Consider the following 18,303-nt stretch of genomic DNA (forward strand, 5'->3'; position numbering starts at 1 on the left):
CGGCGATTGGGGTCGAACGAGGCGGGTTTGAGGCCGGATTGACTCGATATTGACGAGATCCGGTCACATGGCGAGATCCGTTCACACCTTCGTAGGATCATCACCCTAGAATTCGCCGCGTGACGATGACTCAGTGGTCCGTAACGGCAACCGGCGTGCTCGCCGTCCTCGCCCTCGTGGCCGCCGCGCGGTACCGCGCCGTGTCCGTCACCCACCGCGGCCGCGCCGACCGGATGCAGCAGGATCTCGCCCGGCTCCAGGAGCGGCTCGACGCCGAACTCTTCCGCCGCGGCGCCGAACTGGCCGTCGTCCAGCAGGAGCAGGAGCTCACCGCCTCCACCCAGCGGGCCTTCCTCAGCGTCGCCCGCCGGATCCTGGTGATGGCCCACGACCAGCAGGCGCTGCTGGACGAGATGGAACGCACCCACGACGACCCGGCGCTGCTGGAGGGCCTGCTCAAGGCCGACCACGCGGCCGCCCAACAGGCCCGACTGGCCCAGACCCTGGCCGTGCTGTGCGGCGCGCGGGCCGGCCGGCACTGGCCGGAACCGGTCACCCTGGAGGACGTCGTCCGCGGCGCGCAGTCCCGCATCCTGCCGTTCCAGCGCGTGGTCGTGCGCAGCCGGATCGAGACCGCGGTGGTCGGCGCCGCGGCCGAGGCCCTGATCCACGCCATCGCCGAGCTGCTGGACAACGCGACCCGCTACTCCCCGCCCAGCACCCAGGTGTTCGTCACCCTGATGCCGGTGCACAACGGCGCCGTCATCGAGATCGACGACGGCGGCGTCGGCATGCCCGAGCAGGCCATCGCCAAGGCGGCCGCCGCGCTGGCCGGCGGCAGCACCCTGGAGGTCTCCCGGCTGGGCGAGGTACCGCAGTTGGGCCTCGCCGCGGTCGGCCGGCTGGCCGAGCAGTACGGCTTCCGGGTCACCCTCAGCTCGGCCCCCTCACCGTACGGCGGCGTGCGCGTGGTCGTGCTGCTGCCGAACGCGCTGCTCACCGAGCCGCTGCCGCCCACCGTTCCCGGCCTCGGGCCGGACGACCGGGCGTTCACCCCCCACCCCCGACCGGCCGCTCCTGCCGAGCACCCGCTGCTGGAGACCCCGCCGCCCGGCCGGCCCCCCGTCACCGGCGACACCCCGCCGCCACTGCCCCGTCGGAGCCACCGGCGCGACCGCGCCCACCGCCCCGCCCAACACGCCGCTCCCCCAGCGCCTCCCGCGCCGCCGTACCGCTCGGCCCGGGACGCCCAGGCGTTCATGGCGATGTTCCAGGCCGGGACCGCCAGCGGTCGATCGGCCGCCCAGGCCCACGCCCAGGCCCACGCCCAGGCCCACGCCCAGGCCCAGGTCCAGGCCCAGGTCCAGGCCCAGGCCCAGGCCCAGCTTCAGGCTCACACCCAGCTCCAGGCCCAGGCCCGGTTCGACCCTTCCCTTCCCCCGTCCCCCCGACTTCCCCAGCGCTCCGGAGAGTTCCATGACCACCACCCCTGATCTCGGCTGGCTGCTCGCCGACATCATCGCCGTCCCGCAGGTCCAGCACGCCGTCGTCGTCTCCAACGACGGCCTGGAGATCGGCCGCAGCACCGGCATCGCGCGCGAGGACGCCGAACGGCTCGCCGCCGCCTGCTCCGGACTGCAGTCGCTGGCCCGCGGCGTCGCGACGGGCTTCGGCGGCCCCGGCAGCGCCACCCGGCAGATCATCATCGAGTACGGCGGCGGCTACCTCTTCATCGTCGCCGCCGGGGCCGGGGCGCACCTGGCCGTGGTGACCAGCGAGGCGGTGGACGCCGGCCTGGTCGCGTACCAGATGCAGGTCCTGGTCGAGCGGATCGGCAGCCACCTCACCAGCCCGCCGCGTGTCGACCACGCGGCGGGGGGCCACCGGTGAGCGGGCCGGTCCGCCCGTACGTCATCACCGGTGGGCGCAGCCGCTCCACCCGGGCCGAGCTGGCCGTGGAGAGCCTGGTCAGCGCCTTACCCGGACGACCGGAACTGCCCGAACCGCCGGTCCTGCCCGAGCACGCGCTGCTGAACCGGGAGCACCGGCGCATCCTCGCGCTCTGCCACAGCCTGCTGTCCATCGCCGAGGTGGCGGCCCACCTGGGGCTGCCGCTCGGCGTCGTCAAGGTGCTGGTCGGGGACCTCTGGGACCTCGGCGCCGTGCAGGTGCTCCCGCCCGTTCCGCAGGCCGAACGCCTGCCCGCAACCCTTCTGGAAGAGGTGCTCGTTGGCCTCCGCCAACTCCGCTGAAGCCACCCCCGGGGCCCCCGGGTCCGCCGCCGGATCCCCCGGGTCCGCCGGGTCCGCCGACGGGCCGCAGTACCTGCCGTCCTCGGTGCAGGGCGCGGTCAAGATCCTGGTCACCGGCCCGTTCGGGGTCGGCAAGACCACCCTGGTCGGCTCGCTCAGCGAGATCACCCCGCTGCGCACCGAGGAGACCATGACCGCCGCCAGCAGCGGCGTCGACGACCTCACCGGGCGCGGTGGCAAGACCACCACCACGGTCGCGCTGGACTTCGGCCGGATCACGCTCAACCCGCGGCTCGCGCTGTACCTGTTCGGCACGCCCGGACAACAGCGGTTCTGGCCGCTGTGGGACGACCTGTCGCGCGGCGCGCTCGGTGCGATCGCCATGGTCGACCTGCGCCGCCCGGACGAGAGCTTCGACGTCCTCGGCCGGCTGGAGGAGCAGCGCATCCCGTTCGCGGTGGCGGTCAACACCTTCCCGGACACGCCGAGTTACCCGGAGGAGGAGCTGCGCTCGGCGCTGGACCTGCTGCCGGACGTACCGATCCTGTTCTGCGACGCGCGCGACCGGCGACAGTCCTACGACCTGCTGATCGACTTCGTCGACCACCTGCACCGCAACTCGATCCTGGAGCTGCAGGGATGAGCGCCCCCGACCCCGGTGCCGTCGGCCCGGCCGGCCCCACCCTCCCGGCCGGCTGCCCCGTCGCGCACGGCGGCGGCCTGCCCGTCGGCGGGCCCGGCCACGGCCGCGGCCTGCCCGTCGGCGTCCCGCTGACCCCGCTGTACGGCCCGGCCGTCGCCGAGGACCCGCACGGCCTGTACGCCCGGCTGCGCGCGCACTACGGCCCGGTCGCCCCGATCGAGCTGGAGCCCGGCGTCGAGGCCTGGCTCGTCCTCGGCTACGCCGAACTGCTCGAACTCACCCGCAACGAGGCGCTGTTCTCCAAGGACTCGCGCCGCTGGCGGGTGCCCGCCGAGGGCCGGCTGTCGGCCGGCTCCCGGCTGCTGACGATGACCTCGTGGCGGCCCACCCTGCTCAACCTGGACGGCGCCGAGCACCAGCGGCTGCGCTCCGCCGTCTCGGACACCCTCGCCCAGATCGACCACCACCAGCTGCGCGGCACCACCGAGGCCGCCGCCAACGGCCTGATCGACAGCTGGGGGCCGGACGGCACCGCCGACCTGATCGCCCAGTACGCCCGGGCGCTGCCGCTGCTGGTCTTCACCCAGCTGGTCGGCCTGCCCGCCGAGGCCGGGCCCCGACTCGTCGAGCTGATCAGCCACTTCGTGGACAGCAGCGCGCAGTCCCAGCGCGCCGGCGCCGAGTTCCAGGCGATCCTGGTCGACCTCGTCCGGCGCCGCCGCGAAGCGCCGAGCGCCGACCTCACCTCCTGGCTGCTCGCCCACCCCGCCGGGCTGACCGACGAGGAGGCGGTGCACCACCTGGTGGTGCTGATGGTCGCGGGCAACGAGACCTCGATCAACTGGACCGGCAACAGCCTGCGGCTGCTGCTCACCGACCGGCGCTTCCGGGCCACCCTCACCGGCGGCCGGCTCACCGTCTCCGACGCGCTGGAGGAGGTGCTCTGGCGCGACCCGCCGACGCAGAACTTCCCCGGCCGCTGGGCCACCGGCGACACCGTGCTCGGCGGCCAGTACATCAGCGCCGGCGACATGCTCGTCCTCGGCCTGGCCGCGGCCAACGCCGACCCGGCCGCCCAGGGCGTCTCCGCCGCCGCCCAGGGCTCGCTCGGCGGCAACCGGGCGCACCTCGCCTGGGGCGCCGGGCGGCACGTCTGCCCGGCCCAGCACCCGGCCCGGATCATCGTCGAGACCGCCGTCGAGACCCTGCTGCACCGCCTGCCCGACCTCCAACTCGCCGTCCCCCCGGGCGAACTGGCCTGGCGCCCGTCCCCGTGGTCGCGGGCCCTGACCGCCCTGCCCGTGTTGTACAGCGCCTTCACCCCGCCCCGCCCGCCAGCCCCCGAGAGGCCCGCATGGACACCGCCGTCGACAGCCCCGGAGCCCGTCCCGAACCCGTCCGACTCGACCCCTTCGGACAGGACCAGCACGGAGAGAACGCCCGGCTCCGAGCAGCCGGCCCCGCGGTCCTGGTGGAGCTCCCTGGCGGGGTGGTGGTCTGGGCGATAACCCACCACGACGCCCTCCAGTCGGTGCTGGCCGACCCCCGGGTCGGCAAGGACGCCCGGCTGTGGACGACCTTCCGCGAGGGCCGGCTGCCGGAGGGCTGGCCGCTGCTCAACTTCATCGCCGTCCCCGGCATGGTCACCGCCGACGGCGAGGACCACCGGCGGCTGCGCGGACTGGTCTCCCAGGCCTTCACCCCGCGCCGGATCGCCGCCCTGGCCCCCGCCATCGAGGCCCGGGCGATCGCCCTGCTGGACGACGTCGCGAAGCTGGAGGGCGAGTTCGACCTGAAGCAGCACTTCGCCTACCCGCTGCCCATGCAGGTGATCGGCGAACTGCTCGGCCTCGCGCTGGAGCAGCAGGACGAGCTGCACGAGCTGTCCGACACCCTGGTCTCCAGCTCGGCCACCCCGCAGGCCGCGATGGCCGCCCAACGGGACCTGAACGCCCTGCTCGCCTCGGTGGTGGCGGCCAAGCGGGCCGAGCCCGGCGACGACCTGACCACCGACCTGATCGCCGCCCGCGAGGACGGCCACGGGCCCGGACAGCAGCGGCTCAGCGAGGCCGAACTCGTCGGCACCCTGCTGCTGATGCTGGTCGCCGGGCACGAGACCACGCTCAACCTGATCACCAACGCGGTGCGCGCCCTGCTCGCCCACCCCGACCAGCTGCGGCTCGTCCTGGACGGCGTCGTGCCGTGGTCGGCGGTGGTCGAGGAGACGCTGCGCTACGACGCGCCGGTCGGGCAGTTCCCGCTGCGCTACGCGATCGAGGACATCGAGGTCGGCGACGTCGTGATCCGGCGCGGCGAGGCGCTGCTCGCGTCGTACGCGGCGGCCGGGCGCGACGCGGGGCACCACCCCGACGCCGACCGCTTCGACCTCACCCGGCAGCCTGCCCGGCACCTCTCGCTCGGCCACGGCCCGCACTTCTGCCTGGGCTCCGGGCTGGCCCGGCTGGAGGCCGAGACGGCGCTGCGGCACCTGTTCGACCGCTTCCCCGGGCTGGCCGCGGCCGAGGGGCGGAGCAACGAGCCGATCGCCTCGTTCGTCAGCAACGGCGTGAAGACCCTGTGGGTGACGGTCGACGCCACCCGGTGACCTGAGGGCGGCCGGGTCGTTCGGCAGTGCATGACGAACCACGGCACGAACACCCACCGCGCGGACACCCCCGGCCTGCGCCGCCACGGGCGGAAGCTCGCCACCCTGGCCGCCCTCACCATGGCGGGCCTCGCCATGGCCGCCCCGGCGGCCTCCGCCACCAGCCAGGTCGCCTCCTCGCCGGACGCCACCGGCGGCCTGACCGACGGCCTCAACCTGTCCCCCGCCGACATCGCCCTGCAGACCGTGGGCAAGCTCCCGGTGGTCGGGCACACCGCCAACGAGGTGGAGGCCGTCGGCACCAACCAGATGAGCCACCCGGGGCTCAGCGGGCAGATCGGCTGACGGCGGGCGGGCGGCCGGCCGACCCCCGTCCGACCGGCCGCCCGGGCCTGAGCCCGGGCTCGGGCCTCGGGCCCCGGCCTCAGCCCGCGAAGAGCCCGTTGAGCTCCGGGTAGGTCAACCCGCCGTCGAGGGCGGCGTACGTGCCGCTCCCGTACACCTCCTCGGCGGCCCGGCGGACGGCCGCGTAGGCCACCTTGGCCAGGCCCGGGCCGAGGCTGATCCGGCCGACGCCCAGCTTCGCCAGCTCGGCGACCGACGGGGAGCCGGGCCCGGCCAGCACGTTCAGCGGCACCGGGACGGCCGCGACCAGCGCGGCGATGGTCTCCGGGTCCGCGACGCCGGGGACGAACACACCGTCCGCGCCCGCCTCGACGTACGCCCGCAGCCGGCGGACCGCCTCGTCCAGCCGCTCCTCCGGGGCGCCGAGCCCGTACAGGAACACGTCGGTACGCCCGTTGACGAACAGTGGGACGCCGGCCGCGTCCGCCGCCGCCCGGGCCGCCGCGATCCGCTCGGCGGCCTCCGCCACCGGGCGGCCCTCGTCCTCCAGGTTCACCCCGACCGCGCCGGTGGCGAGCAGCGCGGCGACCGTCTCGCCGACGCCGGCTGCGGTGTCCGCGTAACCGTGCTCCAGGTCCGCGGTGACCGGCAGGTCGACGGCGCGGACCACCTCGGCGGTCCGGGCCAGCACCTGCTCGCGGTCGGCGCCGCCGCCGTCCGGGCTGCCGAGCGACCAGCAGACGCTCGCGCTGGCCGTGGCCACCGCCCGCGCCCCGGCGACGGCCACCAGCCGGGCGGAGGCCGCGTCCCACACGTTGGCCAGCACCAGCGGATCGCCCGCGCGGTGCAGTTCCCGGAGCAGCCGGGCCTTCTCCTGCTGCGTCGTCATGTCTGCGGTCCTCACTTCGCGGCCGGCGACATGCGGGTGCTCACGCCGATCCGGTTCCAGGCGTTGATGGTGGCGGTCAGCGCGACCAGCTGGGCCAGCTCCGTCTCGTCGAACTGCTCGGCGGCCTCCGCCCACACCGCGTCCGGCACGTGGCCCTGGGTCAGCAGAGTGACCGACTCGGTGAGGGCCAGCGCGGCGCGCTCCCGGGCGGTGAACCACGGGGTCTCGCGCCAGGCCGGGAGGGAGAGCAGGCGGTGCTCCCGCTCGCCCAGCTCGCGGGCGTCGGTGGAGTGCTTGTCGATGCAGTAGGCGCAGCCGTTGATCACCGACGCGTGCAACTTGACCAGCTCGACGATCACCGGGTCGAGGCCCGTCCGGGCGGCCTCGTCCACGGCCACCATGGCCCGGTAGAAGGCGGGGGCCAGCTTCCCCAGCGGGAGGCGCAGGGCGGGGGCCGGCACATGGGCGTGGGGGTGGGCTCCCGTCCCGTCCGTCGTCGTCACGGTCTCGTTCGTCGTCGTCATGGCAGCCAGCCTAGGCAGCCGGTGGACCAGGGGTCTGGTGCATTCGGCACCCGGTTCCTTGGGCCACTTCCGGTGCACGAACAGCCGTGCGAGGATCGCAGGCAGGACGAGGTCAGGGGGAACAGGCTCGTGTGCACGGCATTCGTCAGCATCGAACCCGCAGCGGCGGTACCGGTGCTGCTGCTCTCCGTCCGGGACGAGTACCTGGGGCGCGCCTGGCTGCCGCCGGGCCGCCACTGGCCGGACCGGCCCGGACTGCTCGGCGGGCTCGACCTCGCGGCCGGCGGCACCTGGCTGGCCGTCGACCCCGCCCGGCGCACCGCCGCCTGCCTGCTCAACGGCTTCGGCCCGGCCGCCCCCGCCGACACCCGCCGCACCCGCGGCCACCTTCCGCTCACCGCCGTCACCGAGGGCGGCATCGGCCACCTCGACCTCACCCCGTACGACCCCTTCCACCTCCTGCTGGCCCGGCCGGACGGCGTCGCCGTCACCAGCTGGGACGGCGTGCGGGCGGAACGGCGCGAACTGCCCGCCGGGCTCAGCGTGGTGCTCAACGACGGGCTGGAGGGCCGGGCCGCCAACCGGGCCGATTCCGAGCGGATCAGCGCCCTGATGGCCTCGCGCGCCGACCACTTCCGGGCCCGCTTCGCCGCCGCACCCCGGCCCGAGCCGACCGGCGACGGGCCGGCCGAGCGGGCCTGGGGCGCCTGGCTGCCGATCGTCACCGGCGACGGGCTGGCGCTGGACGAGGACGCCGCGCTGGTCCAGCGGCGGGACTTCGGCAACGGGCGGATCTGGGGCTCCTCGTCGATCTCGCTGCTCGCGCTCGGGCCGGACGGGCTGCGCTACGACTTCGCGGCGGCGCCGGTGGGCGCGGACGGGGTGGGCTGGCGGCGGGTTGCGGACTGACCCCAGCGGGGGCGTCGGTCGCACAGCCGGGCCCCGGTGTCCCGCAGGCGTACGGTCGGTGAACTTCTGACAGCGGGCCTGCCGAACGTCTACATGCCCGTAGTAGCTTCGCGGAGGCCCCCGGAATCGGCCGGCCGCCGACCCCCGAGCGAAGGTGCGCGATGTCCACCCTGACCTACCCGGAAGCGATAGGCGTCGGCCTGCTGCAGGGTGTGACGGAACTCTTCCCGGTCTCCAGCCTCGGCCACAGCATCCTGCTGCCCGCCCTGATCGGCGGGAAGATCCAGCACGACCTGGACATGACCGCCGAGGGCTCCTCCTACCTCGCCGCGCTGGTCGCCCTGCACCTGGCCACCGCGCTCGCGCTGGTCGTGTACTTCTGGCAGGACTGGGTGCGCGTCATCGGGGGCCTGTTCAGCTCGATCCGCCACCGCCGGGTGGAGAGCCGCAACGAGAAGCTCGCCTGGCTGCTCATCCTCTCCACCATCCCGGTCGGGGTGGCCGGGCTCGTCCTGGAGAAGGCGCTGCGCAACGCCCTCGGCAAGCCCGTCCCCGCCGCCGTCTTCCTCGCCCTCAACGGGCTGGTGCTGCTCGGCGCCGAACGGCTCAAGCGCGGCGGCACCGGCCGCCGCCGGGCCGGGCACGCCGCCCCCGTCGACGAGCCCGGCACGGACCCGGCGGTCGCCTCCGACCACCGGCTGACCAGGCTCGGCTACGGGCAGGGCGCCTGGATCGGCGCCGCGCAGATCCTCGCGCTGTTCCCCGGCATCAGCCGCTCCGGCGTCACCATGAGCGCCGGCATCCTGCGCGGACTGCACCACGAGGACGCCGCCCGGTTCTCCTTCCTGCTCGCCACCCCGGTCATCCTGGCCGCCTCGGTGCTGAAGGTCCCCGAGTTGTTCAAGCCGGAGAACTCCGCCGTGCTCGGCCCGGTCGTCGCGGGCAGCGTCGCCGCCTTCGCCGCCGGGTACGTCTCGGTGCGCTTCCTCACCAAGTACTTCGAGACCCGCAGCCTGACGCCGTTCGCGGTCTACTGCTTCCTGGCCGGCCTCGGCAGCGCGGTCTACCTGTCGGTCTGAGCCTTTCGAGCCGACTCCAGCAGGATCCGCGCCAGTTCGGCCGGCTGGGAGAACATCGGCCAGTGCCCGGTGTCCAGCTCCACCAGCTGCCAGTGGCCCGCCGCGGCCAGAGCGGCGACCCCCGGCGGCGGCTCCGGCCAGTCCAGCAGGCACTTCACGTACACCGCCGGAAGGGCGCTCAACGGGCCCGCGGACACGGCCGGTTCGGTCAGCGAGGGGCCCGGGTGCGGGGTGGCGCCGGCGGTGATCCGGGCGATCTGCCCGGCCGTCAGCCCCTGACCGGCGAACTCGGCCGGCGGCAGCGGCGGCCACCAGCCCCCGTGGGCGACGAGCTCCGCCCGCAGCGCGGCCGGCTCCGGCATCTGGTCGGCGAAGGACTGCCCCACCACCGGCACGTTGGCGTCCACCAGGACCAGCCGGGCCAGCCGGTCGCCGATCCGCTCGGCGGCCTGGCCCACCGGGATGCCCGAGTAGCTGTGCCCGACCAGCACCACCTCCCGCAGGCCGAGCCGCTCCACCTCGGCCACGATGTCCGCCACGTGCACCTGCTGCCCGGCGGGCGCGCCCCGCTTCTCCGCGAGCCCGGAGAGCGTCAACGGGTGCACCCCGTGCCCGGCCGCGCGCAGCTGCGGCACGACCTCGCTCCACGCCCAGGAACCGAGCCACGCGCCCGCCACGAGTACGAAGTTCGCCATGCGGGGCACGGTAGCGCGAGGGTCCGACAACGCACCCGGCCGGCCGGCTCAGGACCCGACCGCGCCCGGGAGTCCGTCCGGCCGCTCGCCGGACGGACTCCCGGGGCACGGTGGGCACCCGGCGGGCAGCACCGGCGGGCGGTCAGGGCTTGAGCCCCAGGGCGGCCAGCCGGACCGGGTCGGTGAGGATGTCCAGCGCGGTGATCCGGCCGTCGTGGATGGTGAACGACATGACCGACAGCGGACGCCCCTCGGCGAAGGACACCACCCCGGGCGAGCCGTTGACCAGCACCAGGCGTCCGTCGGCGGCGAACGTGGCGAACGTGATCGCGTTCGTGGCCACCTCGGCCGCGCCGCGGCGCAGCGCGCTCGGCACCAGCGTGCCGCCGTCGGAGCGGGCCACCACCTCCGGGTCCAGCACCGTCAGCAGGGCGTCGAAGTCCCCGCCCCGGGCCGCGGACAGGAACGCCTCCACCACCTCGCGCTTGCGGGCGTTGTCGGCGTCCGCGGCCGGGGTCGCACCCTGGACCCGGCGGCGGGCCCGGCTGGCCAACTGCCGGGTGGAGGCGGAGGTACGGCCCAGCACCTCGGCGATCCCGTCGAAGGGCACCTCGAACATGTCGTGCAGCACGAAGGCCACCCGCTCCGCCGGGGAGAGCGTCTCCAGGATCACCATCAGCGCGATCCCGACCGAGTCGGCGACCAGGATCTCGTGCACCGGGTCCAGCGCCGCCAGCCCGCTCACCACCGGGTCCGGCAGCCGCACCTGGCCGTCCTGCTCGGGCAGCGGCTCCTCCCGGCGGGACGTACGGGAGCGCAACTGGTCCAGGCAGACCCGGCCGACGACCGTGGTGAGCCAGGCCCCGAGGTTGCGCACCTCGCCCACGTCGCTGCGGCTCAGCTTCAGCCAGGCCTCCTGGACGGCGTCCTCGGCCTCGGCGATCGACCCGAGCATCCGGTAGGCCACCGCACGCAGTTGGGGGCGTTCCGCCTCGAAGCGCTCGGCCAGAAGATTCTCTCCGGTCACCTGTCACATCCTCGCGTCGCGATCCGTCGGTTGGGTGAGGGACGCTAACCGACGATGAGGAGCCCGCGATGACCACCGCCCACACTACTGCCCGCATGAAGAACCCCGCCACGGTCCTGCCGGAGGCGACCAAGGGCATCCAGGCCATCTACCAGGCCGTCCACCGGGGCGGCGTCGCCCCGCAGCTCCTGGAGCTGGTCCACCTGCGGGTCAGCCAGATCAACGGCTGCAGCGCCTGCGTGTTCGCCGGCGTGAACGGAGCCAAGCGGCACGGCGAGACCGACGAACGGCTGCACGCGGTGGCCGCCTGGCGGGAGGCGCCGTTCTTCACCGAGGAGGAGCGCGCCGCCCTCGAACTGGCCGAGGCCGCCACCCGGATCGCCGACCGCTCCGGCAAGGCCGTCCCCGACCCGGTCTGGGACGCCGCCACCGACCACTTCACCGAGGAACAGCTCTCCGCGATCATCCTGATGATCGGACTCACCAACCTCTTCAACCGCATCAACACCACCATCGAGGAGCCCGCCGGCACCACCTGGTGACGCCCCCGCCGGCCCCCGCACGCGCGAGAATGGGGCACGTGACCAGCTCCTGGACCGCCTTCGGCGGCGACCTGCACCTGGACCTCACCGAACGGCGCGCCGCCGGCGCCGGACTGCGGGCCGCCCTGGAGGACGCCCTGCGCGAAGCCGTCCAGGACGGACGGCTCGCGCCCGGCACCCGGCTGCCCTCCTCCCGCGCCCTCGGCGAGGACCTCGGCATCGCCCGCAACACCGTGGTCGAGGCCTACGGCCAACTCACCGCCGAAGGCTGGCTCGACTCCCGCCAGGGCTCCGGCACCACCGTCGGCCGACGGGCCGTACCCGAGCCGCCCGCCCCCGGCCGGCGCCCCGGCGCCCGGACCACGCCCCAACGGCGCACCGCCCGGCACGACCTGACGTCCGGACGGCCGGACATCTCGCTCTTCCCCCGCACCGCCTGGCTCGCCGCCGCCCGCCGCGCCCTCGCCACCGCACCCCACGAAGCCCTCGACTACGGCAGCCCGCTCGGCCGGATCGAACTGCGGCAGGCCCTCACCCACTACCTCGCCCGGGTCCGCGGCGTCCGCACCGACCCCGACCACCTGCTCGTCTGCACCGGCGTCACCCAGGGCCTCGGCCTGCTCTGCGCCGCCCTCCGGGACCGCGGCGCCCGCACCCTCGCCGTCGAGGAGTACGGGCTGCCGCCGCAGCACGCCGTCATCCGCGCCGCCGGACTCACCACCACCCCGCTGCCGCTCGACGAGGACGGCGCCCTCCTCGACCGGCTCGACGCCCGCCCCGGCGCCGTCCTGCTCACCCCGGCCCACCAGTACCCCACCGGCGCCCCGCTCTCCGCCGACCGGCGAGCCGAGGCGGTGCGGTGGGCCCGCGAGCACGACCGGTACGTCATCGAGGACGACTACGACGGCGAGTTCCGCTACGACCGGCAGCCGCTCGGCGCCATGCAGGCCCTCGACCCGGAGCGGGTCGTCTACGCCGGGACCGCCGCCAAGAGCCTCGCCCCCGGCCTGCGACTGGCCTGGCTCGCCCTGCCGGACGCCCTGCTCGAACCGGTGGCCCGGCTGAAGGTGCTCGCCGACACCATGTCCCCGGTCCTGGACCAGCTCACCCTGGCCGAGCTGATCACCTCCGGGACGTACGACCGCCACGTGCGGCGCTGCCGCCTGCACTACCGGCGCCGCCGCGACCAGCTGATCGCCGCCCTCGCCGAACACGCCCCGCAGGTCCGGGTCACCGGCATCGCGGCCGGCCTGCACGCCCTCCTCCGACTGCCGCCCGGCTCCACCCCCGAACCCGAACTCCTCGCCCGCGCCCAGGCCGCCGGGCTCTCCCTCAACGGCCTGGCCTGGCACCTCGCCGCCCCGGGCAGCACCGACGCCCCGCCCGCCCTCGTGATCGGCTACGCCACCCCACCCGACCACGCCTTCCCGGCGGCCCTGCAGGCCCTCTGCGAGCTGCTGCGCAGGGCGTGAGCGGCGGCGGGCCGGGGGGGTGAACTACTTGTTGCGGCTGCCGAGTTCGAAGAGGAGCATGATGAAGCCCGCGAACGCGTGGATGCCGGCCGTGTAGATGACCAGGCGGAGGTAGACGCGCTTGTTGGCCCACTTGCCGGCGTCCATGGTCTTCGGGCCGGCGGCGGTGTCGGCGGTCGCAGCGGGGGTGGTGGTGGGATCGGCCATGGTGATCTCCTCCGAGGTGTTCTGACGATCGGTCAGTGGGTCGCGGCGGGGCCGCCGCCGAGGCAGAGTTCGCCGCCGGGGCTCTGCAGCAGGGTGTGGATGAAGAGCAGTTCGACGCCGTTCTCCGACTCGGCGGCGATGCAGTGCGGGGTGAGCGAGTCGTAGTGGGCGGAGTCGCCCTCGGCGAGGTGGTGGACGCGGTCGCCGAGGGTGAGGCGGAGCGCGCCCCGCAGGACGTACAGCCACTCCTCGCCCGGGTGGACCCGGACCACCGCGTCCTGCACGCCCGGCGGCACGTGGACCCGCAAGGCCTGCATGGCGCGGCCGGGGGCGCCGGCCCGGCGGTAGCCCCAGCCGCCGGCCCGCCCGGGCTCGATGGCGCCGCCGCGGACGACCGGGTCGGGCTCCGCCATGGTCTCGCCGAGCAGCCCGGACACCGAGGTGCCGTAGGCGCGGGCGAGGCCGAGCAGGACGGGCAGCGAGGGCTGCCGGCGGCCGGTCTCCAGCCGGGACAGATACGCTGGGGAGAGTCCGACCCGTGCGGCGGCGACCTCCAGGGTGAGGCGGCTGCCGAGCCGGTGCTCGCGGAGGCGGGCGGCGAGGCCGGCGACCTCCTGGTCGTCGAACCGGTCGCCGGCGGCGGGGGTGCCGGTGGAGCTGGTGGTCATGTGTCCAGTGGACACCCGGCCTGCCAAGTGGGCAAGAAAATTGCCTCAGAGGCAAGGCCCCGGAACCGGCTCACGGCCGCGGGATGTTCCGCAGGTTGCTCCGCGCCAGGTCGACCATCCGGCCGACGCCGCCCGAGAGCACCGTCTTCCCGGCGGCCAGCGCGAAGCCCTTCAGCTGGGCGGCGGTGATGCGCGGCGGGATGGACAGCGCGTTGGGGTCGGTGACCACGTCCACCAGGGCCGGGCCCGGCCGTTCCAGCGCCTCGGCCAGCACCTCCCGGACCCGGGCCGGCTCGGCGACCCGCTTGGCGGGGATCCCCATCGCCCGGGCGATCCCCGCGTAGTCCACGTCCCCGTTGTCGATCTCGGATTCCGGGTAGCCGGAGACCAGCATCTCCAGCTTGATCATGCCGAGCGCGCCGTTGTTGAAGACGACGGTCTTCACCGGCAGCCGGTACTTGGCGACGGTGAGCAGTTCGCCGAGCAGCATCCCGATCCCGCCGTCGCCCGCCATCGCGATCACCTGCCGGCCGGGGCAGGCGAGCTGGGCGCCGATCGCGTGCGGGAGGGCGTTGGCCATCGAGCCGTGCAGGAAGGAGCCGATCACCCGGCGGCGGCCGTTGGGCTGCAGGTAGCGGGCGGCCCACACGTTGTTCATGCCGGTGTCGACGGTGAACACCGCGTCCTGGGCGGCGACTTCGTCCAGCACCGAGGCGACGTACTCGGGGTGGATCGGCAGGTGCTGCTCGATGTCCCGGGTGTACGCGCCGATCACGCCCTCCAGCGCCCGGTAGTGCTTGCGCAGCATGCCGTCCAGGAAGGCGCGGTCCTCCTTCTCGTCCAGCAGCGGCAGCACGGCCCGCAGGGTGGCGGCCACGTCGCCGTGGACGGCCAGGTCGAGCGCGGTGCGGCGGCCGAGCCGGGTCGCGTCGTGGTCGACCTGCACGGTGTGCGCCTGCGGCAGGAAGGAGTCGTACGGGAAGTCGGTGCCGAGCAGCAGCACCAGGTCGGCGGAGTTCAGGGCCTCGTGGCAGGCGCCGTAGCCGAGCAGGCCGCTCATGCCGACGTCGTACGGGTTGTCGTACTGGATCCACTCCTTGCCGCGCAGCGAGTGCCCGACCGGGGCGTGAAGGGCCTGCGCGGCCTCCATCACCTCGGCGTGTGCCCCGCGCACCCCGGCGCCGCAGAACAGGGCGACCTTGCGGGCCGCGTTGAGCATCCGGGCGAGCTCCTGGACCTGCGACCAGGGCGGTGCGGCGACGGCCTGTTCGGTGAGGAAGTGGCTGGTGCCGGTGGGTCCGGCGGCGGGCAGGGCGGCGACGTCCCCGGGGAAGGCGAGCACCGAGACGCCGGGTGAGCCGAGCGCGTGCTGGATGGCGATCCGCAGCAGCCGGGGCAGTTGGGCGGGGGTGGAGAGCATCTCGCACCAGCTGCTGCAGTCGGTGAACACCCGCTCGGGGTGGGTCTCCTGGAAGAAGCCGGTGCCGATCTGGCCGGAGGGGATGTGCGAGGCGAGCGCGAGGACGGGCAGGCCGCTGCGCTGGGCGTCGTAGAGGCCCTGGACGAGGTGGGTGTTGCCGGGGCCGCAGGAGCCGGCGCAGACGGCGAGCCGGCCGCTGAGTTCGGCCTCGGCGGCGGCCGCGAAGGCGCCGGCCTCCTCGTTGCGCACGTGCACCCAGCCGATGCCCTCGGCCCGGCGGATCGCGTCCACGACGGGGTTGAGGCTGTCGCCGACGACGCCGTAGACCCGCTCCACCCCGGCCTGCCGGAGCACCTCCACCATCTGTTCGGCCACGCTCGCCACGGGTGTGCCTCCTTCGCCGGGTGCAGGTTGTCCCGGGCACCTGCACCCTCCGCCGGGGTGAGGGGGAGCGCAGCCGGGGTGGGCCGAACGGGCGACGGTGCCGCGGGCCCACCCCGGGAGCCCGGGGAAGGAGAACCGGCCGCTACTCGGCCGCGAGGTGGTCCTGTTGGCCGAGCTTGCCCGTGGCCAGGCCCGCCTGGGGCTGGCGGCGGGCGGGTTCGCGGCCGGGGGGCTGGGCGACGCGTTCCTGGGCGGGCGGGACGGTGGTGGGCAGGGTGACCGGCGCACCGGCCTTGACCTGCACCAGCTCGCCGTCGTGCCGCAGGTGGATGACCTCGCCGCGGCGCAGCGTGTACGTCGTCTCCGCGTGGCTGATCCGGACGCCGAGCAGCTGTCCGCGCACCAGCAGGGAGAAGCCGATCCGCATCAGCCCGGACGGCAGGCGGGGCCGGAAGAAGAGCGTCTCGCCGTGGTCGCGCAGCCCGCCGAAGCCGGCCACCAGGGCGATGCAGGCTCCGGCGAGCGAGGCCATGTGCAGGCCGTCGCGGGTGTTGCCGCCGAGGTCGTGCAGGTCCATCAGGGCCGCTTCGGCCGTGTAGTCGTACGCGAGGTCGAGCTGGCCGACCTCGGCGGCGATGACGGCCTGGGTGCAGGCGGAGAGCGAGGAGTCGCGGACGGTCAGGCGCTCGTAGTAGGCGAAGTTGCGGGCCTTCTGCTCGTCGGTGAAGGCGTCGCCGCGGACCTGCATGGCGAGCACCAGGTCGGCCTGTTTGACCACCTGCTTGCGGTACAGGTCGAAGTACGGGAAGTGCAGCAGCAGCGGGTACTTCTCGGGCGGGGTGTTCTCGAAGTCCCAGACCTGGTGGTCGGTGAAGCCGTCGGCCTGCGGGTGGACGCCGAGGTCCTGGTCGTACGGGATGTACATGGCGGCGGCCGCGTCCCGCCAGGCGGCGGTCTCCTCGGTGTCGACGCCGAGGGCGGCGGCCTCGCCCGGGTGGCGGACGGCGGCTTCGGCGGCGGCGCGCAGGTTGGTCTGCGCCATCAGGTTGGTGAAGACGTTGTTGTCGGCGACGGCGCTGTACTCGTCGGGGCCGGTGACGCCCTCGATGCGGAAGTTCCCGGCGGCGTCGTGGTGGCCGAGCGAGCGCCACATCCGGGCGGTCTCCACGAGGAGTTCGAGCCCGTACTCGCGCTCGAACTCGGCGTCCCCGGTGGCCCGGACGTAGCGGGCGACGGCGGCGGCGATGTCGGCGCCGATGTGGAAGGCGGCGGTGCCGGCCGGCCAGTACCCGGAGCATTCCTCGCCGCGGATCGTCCGCCACGGGAACACGGCGCCGGCCAGGCCGAGTTGGGCGGCTCGTTCGCGGGCCAGCGGGAGGGTGGTGTGCCGCCAGCGCAGGGCCTGGTTGACGGCGGCGGGCAGGCAGTACGTGAGCACCGGCAGGACGAAGGTCTCGGTGTCCCAGAAGCTGTGCCCGTCGTAGCCGGGGCCGGTCAGGCCCTTGGCGGGGATGGCCCGTTCCTCGCTGCGCACGCCGGCCTGCAGGACGTGGAAGACGGCGAACCGCAGGGCCTGCTGGAGTTCGACGTCGCCCTCGATCTCGATGTCGCTGGTCGCCCAGAACTCCTGCAGGAAGTCGGCCTGTTCGGCGATCAGGCCGTCCCAGCCGGTGTACCGGGCGGCGGTCAGCGCGGCCTCCACCTGGTCCCGGACGGCGGGCAGCGAGCGGGTGCCGGACCAGCCGTAGGCCATGAACTTGGTGAGCTGCAGGCGCTGTCCGGGTTCGAGGACGGTGGTGACGCTGATCCGGCACTGGTCGGCGTCGCCCTCGGCGACGGTGTCGGTCCTCTCCGGGCCTTCGATGACGTGGTCCATGCCGGCCGCGACCCGGATGCCGCTGTAGCGGGTGCGGTGCACCAGGACGGCCTTGGTGCCGCCGGCGTGGTGCGCCTCGGGCTGCAGCGGCGCCTCCAGGACGGCCGAGGCGCGCGGGTCGCCCTCGGGGCCGCCCGGCAGTTGCTCGTTGGCGACCAGCTCGGACTGGAGGACGATCCGCACCGGGGCGTCCACTGCTTCGACGCTGTACTCGATGGCGGCGATGGCGCGCTGGGTGAGCGAGACCAGCCGGGAGGAGCGCACCCGGATGGTCCGCCCGGCCGGGGAGGTCCACTCGGCCTCGCGGTGCAGCAGCCCCTCGCGGAAGTCCAACCAGCGCTTGTGGCTGACGAGTTCGCCGTAGCGCAGGTCGAAGGGCTCGTCGTCCACCAGCAGCCGGATGATCTTGCCGTTGGTCACGTTGATGACGCTCTGGCTGGACTCGGGGTAGCCGTAGCCGCCCTCGCCGTACGGCAGCGGGCGCAGTTCGAAGACGCCGTTGAGGTAGGTGCCGGGCAGGCCGTGCGGCTCGCCCTCGTCCAGGTTGGCGCGCAGGCCGATGTGGCCGTTGGAGAGCGCGAAGACGGATTCGGCGCGGGCCATCGCGGCCAGGTCCAGGCCCTGTTCGGTGATCTGCCAGGGGTCGATCGTGAAGTTGTCCGCGGGACTCATGCGCCCACCTCGCTGCGCTCGGCAGGGGCATTCCCCCACACGCACCCACTGATGGGTCTCCCCCGGCCTTCGGCCGGGGGGACCCCCGTGCTGC

Annotated in this window: 19 protein-coding genes; 11 read left to right on the forward strand and 8 right to left on the reverse strand. The window is 74.4% G+C overall.

Going from position 1 to position 18,303, the window contains the following annotated elements; genetic code table 11:
- Nucleotides 1-125 precede the first annotated feature (125 nt).
- The 7 genes from BX285_RS04305 to BX285_RS04335 all read left to right on the forward strand — a co-directional run bounded on the left by BX285_RS04305 (nt 126) and on the right by BX285_RS04335 (nt 5,845).
- On the forward strand, nt 126-1,493 hold the full coding sequence (locus tag BX285_RS04305; protein ID WP_259470670.1) for a sensor histidine kinase: 1,368 nt from the start codon (nt 126-128) through the stop codon (nt 1,491-1,493).
- Nucleotides 1,477-1,890, forward strand: coding sequence for a roadblock/LC7 domain-containing protein (locus BX285_RS04310; RefSeq protein ID WP_097236734.1), 414 nt, complete (start codon nt 1,477-1,479; stop codon nt 1,888-1,890). The genes BX285_RS04305 and BX285_RS04310 overlap by 17 nt, the downstream gene beginning before the upstream one ends.
- Entirely contained in the window at nt 1,887-2,252 is a 366-nt protein-coding gene (locus tag BX285_RS04315) for a DUF742 domain-containing protein (protein ID WP_097236735.1), read from the forward strand. The genes BX285_RS04310 and BX285_RS04315 overlap by 4 nt, the downstream gene beginning before the upstream one ends.
- A gap of 73 nt (nt 2,253-2,325) precedes the next feature.
- Entirely contained in the window at nt 2,326-2,895 is a 570-nt protein-coding gene (locus tag BX285_RS04320; RefSeq protein WP_257033065.1) for an ATP/GTP-binding protein, read from the forward strand.
- Nucleotides 2,892-4,403 (forward strand): cytochrome P450, encoded by a 1,512-nt coding sequence (locus tag BX285_RS38105; RefSeq protein ID WP_259470427.1) that lies wholly within the window; start codon nt 2,892-2,894, stop codon nt 4,401-4,403. Before BX285_RS04320 ends, BX285_RS38105 begins: the two co-directional genes overlap by 4 nt.
- Complete coding sequence (locus BX285_RS04330) at nt 4,367-5,500, forward strand: cytochrome P450 (protein ID WP_259470428.1); 1,134 nt, start codon at nt 4,367-4,369, stop codon at nt 5,498-5,500. The genes BX285_RS38105 and BX285_RS04330 overlap by 37 nt, the downstream gene beginning before the upstream one ends.
- 30 nt (nt 5,501-5,530) lie before the next feature.
- Nucleotides 5,531-5,845, forward strand: coding sequence for a hypothetical protein (locus BX285_RS04335; protein ID WP_097236738.1), 315 nt, complete (start codon nt 5,531-5,533; stop codon nt 5,843-5,845).
- A gap of 79 nt (nt 5,846-5,924) precedes the next feature.
- Here BX285_RS04335 and BX285_RS04340 read toward each other — a convergent pair whose 3' ends face one another.
- Nucleotides 5,925-6,734 carry an isocitrate lyase/phosphoenolpyruvate mutase family protein gene (locus tag BX285_RS04340; RefSeq protein WP_097236739.1) on the reverse strand — a complete coding sequence of 270 codons (810 nt, stop codon included), beginning with the start codon at nt 6,732-6,734 and terminating at the stop codon, nt 5,925-5,927.
- An 11-nt stretch (nt 6,735-6,745) separates the two neighbouring features.
- On the reverse strand, nt 6,746-7,258 hold the full coding sequence (locus BX285_RS04345; protein WP_097236740.1) for a carboxymuconolactone decarboxylase family protein: 513 nt from the start codon (nt 7,256-7,258) through the stop codon (nt 6,746-6,748).
- A 129-nt stretch (nt 7,259-7,387) separates the two neighbouring features.
- On the opposite strand from BX285_RS04345, the gene BX285_RS04350 reads away from it, so the two are divergent.
- The gene (locus tag BX285_RS04350; protein ID WP_121174504.1) at nt 7,388-8,167 is read left to right on the forward strand and encodes an NRDE family protein; all 780 of its coding nucleotides are present in this window, start codon (nt 7,388-7,390) and stop codon (nt 8,165-8,167) included.
- Between the two features lie 161 nt (nt 8,168-8,328).
- The gene (locus tag BX285_RS04355) at nt 8,329-9,246 is read left to right on the forward strand and encodes an undecaprenyl-diphosphate phosphatase (protein WP_097236742.1); all 918 of its coding nucleotides are present in this window, start codon (nt 8,329-8,331) and stop codon (nt 9,244-9,246) included.
- Here the strand turns inward: BX285_RS04355 and BX285_RS04360 are convergent.
- Both BX285_RS04360 and BX285_RS04365 read right to left on the reverse strand, forming a co-directional pair.
- On the reverse strand, nt 9,231-9,941 hold the full coding sequence (locus BX285_RS04360; RefSeq protein ID WP_121174505.1) for an alpha/beta fold hydrolase: 711 nt from the start codon (nt 9,939-9,941) through the stop codon (nt 9,231-9,233). The genes BX285_RS04355 and BX285_RS04360 overlap by 16 nt on opposite strands.
- Before the next feature lie 142 nt (nt 9,942-10,083).
- Nucleotides 10,084-10,968 carry a sigma-70 family RNA polymerase sigma factor gene (locus BX285_RS04365; RefSeq protein ID WP_121174506.1) on the reverse strand — a complete coding sequence of 295 codons (885 nt, stop codon included), beginning with the start codon at nt 10,966-10,968 and terminating at the stop codon, nt 10,084-10,086.
- A 68-nt stretch (nt 10,969-11,036) separates the two neighbouring features.
- Here BX285_RS04365 and BX285_RS04370 point away from each other — a divergent pair, with 68 nt between their 5' ends.
- A complete protein-coding gene (locus BX285_RS04370) occupies nt 11,037-11,510 on the forward strand; it encodes a carboxymuconolactone decarboxylase family protein (protein ID WP_257032476.1) in 474 nt (157 codons plus the stop codon).
- A 38-nt stretch (nt 11,511-11,548) separates the two neighbouring features.
- Nucleotides 11,549-12,982 (forward strand): PLP-dependent aminotransferase family protein, encoded by a 1,434-nt coding sequence (locus BX285_RS04375; protein ID WP_398899594.1) that lies wholly within the window; start codon nt 11,549-11,551, stop codon nt 12,980-12,982.
- 24 nt (nt 12,983-13,006) lie between these two features.
- Here BX285_RS04375 and BX285_RS04380 read toward each other — a convergent pair whose 3' ends face one another.
- The 4 genes from BX285_RS04380 to BX285_RS04395 all read right to left on the reverse strand — a co-directional run bounded on the left by BX285_RS04380 (nt 13,007) and on the right by BX285_RS04395 (nt 18,209).
- Nucleotides 13,007-13,189: a DUF6126 family protein gene (locus BX285_RS04380; RefSeq protein WP_097236746.1), complete on the reverse strand. Its 183-nt coding sequence runs from the start codon at nt 13,187-13,189 to the stop codon at nt 13,007-13,009.
- A 32-nt stretch (nt 13,190-13,221) separates the two neighbouring features.
- The gene (locus tag BX285_RS04385) at nt 13,222-13,857 is read right to left on the reverse strand and encodes a helix-turn-helix domain-containing protein (protein WP_097236747.1); all 636 of its coding nucleotides are present in this window, start codon (nt 13,855-13,857) and stop codon (nt 13,222-13,224) included.
- 70 nt (nt 13,858-13,927) lie between these two features.
- Nucleotides 13,928-15,661, reverse strand: coding sequence for a pyruvate dehydrogenase (locus tag BX285_RS04390; RefSeq protein WP_257032477.1), 1,734 nt, complete (start codon nt 15,659-15,661; stop codon nt 13,928-13,930).
- A gap of 142 nt (nt 15,662-15,803) precedes the next feature.
- Nucleotides 15,804-18,209, reverse strand: coding sequence for a glycoside hydrolase family 65 protein (locus BX285_RS04395; protein ID WP_121174508.1), 2,406 nt, complete (start codon nt 18,207-18,209; stop codon nt 15,804-15,806).
- Nucleotides 18,210-18,303 lie beyond the last annotated feature (94 nt).

Origin of the sequence: Streptomyces sp. 1114.5 (assembly GCF_003635085.1) — a bacterium.
Lineage (GTDB): Bacteria > Actinomycetota > Actinomycetes > Streptomycetales > Streptomycetaceae > Kitasatospora.

Excerpts from the sequence above, each read along its gene's own strand:
- BX285_RS04305 (WP_259470670.1), top strand. The coding sequence starts at position 126 with ATGACTCAGTGGTCCGTAACGGCAACCGGCGTGCTCGCCGTCCTCGCC.
- BX285_RS04310 (WP_097236734.1), top strand. The coding sequence starts at position 1,477 with ATGACCACCACCCCTGATCTCGGCTGGCTGCTCGCCGACATCATCGCC.
- BX285_RS38105 (WP_259470427.1), top strand. The coding sequence starts at position 2,892 with ATGAGCGCCCCCGACCCCGGTGCCGTCGGCCCGGCCGGCCCCACCCTC.
- BX285_RS04335 (WP_097236738.1), top strand. The coding sequence starts at position 5,531 with ATGACGAACCACGGCACGAACACCCACCGCGCGGACACCCCCGGCCTG.
- BX285_RS04340 (WP_097236739.1), bottom strand. The coding sequence starts at position 6,734 with ATGACGACGCAGCAGGAGAAGGCCCGGCTGCTCCGGGAACTGCACCGC.
- BX285_RS04345 (WP_097236740.1), bottom strand. The coding sequence starts at position 7,258 with ATGACGACGACGAACGAGACCGTGACGACGACGGACGGGACGGGAGCC.
- BX285_RS04355 (WP_097236742.1), top strand. The coding sequence starts at position 8,329 with ATGTCCACCCTGACCTACCCGGAAGCGATAGGCGTCGGCCTGCTGCAG.
- BX285_RS04360 (WP_121174505.1), bottom strand. The coding sequence starts at position 9,941 with ATGGCGAACTTCGTACTCGTGGCGGGCGCGTGGCTCGGTTCCTGGGCG.
- BX285_RS04370 (WP_257032476.1), top strand. The coding sequence starts at position 11,037 with ATGACCACCGCCCACACTACTGCCCGCATGAAGAACCCCGCCACGGTC.
- BX285_RS04380 (WP_097236746.1), bottom strand. The coding sequence starts at position 13,189 with ATGGCCGATCCCACCACCACCCCCGCTGCGACCGCCGACACCGCCGCC.
- BX285_RS04385 (WP_097236747.1), bottom strand. The coding sequence starts at position 13,857 with ATGACCACCAGCTCCACCGGCACCCCCGCCGCCGGCGACCGGTTCGAC.
- BX285_RS04395 (WP_121174508.1), bottom strand. The coding sequence starts at position 18,209 with ATGAGTCCCGCGGACAACTTCACGATCGACCCCTGGCAGATCACCGAA.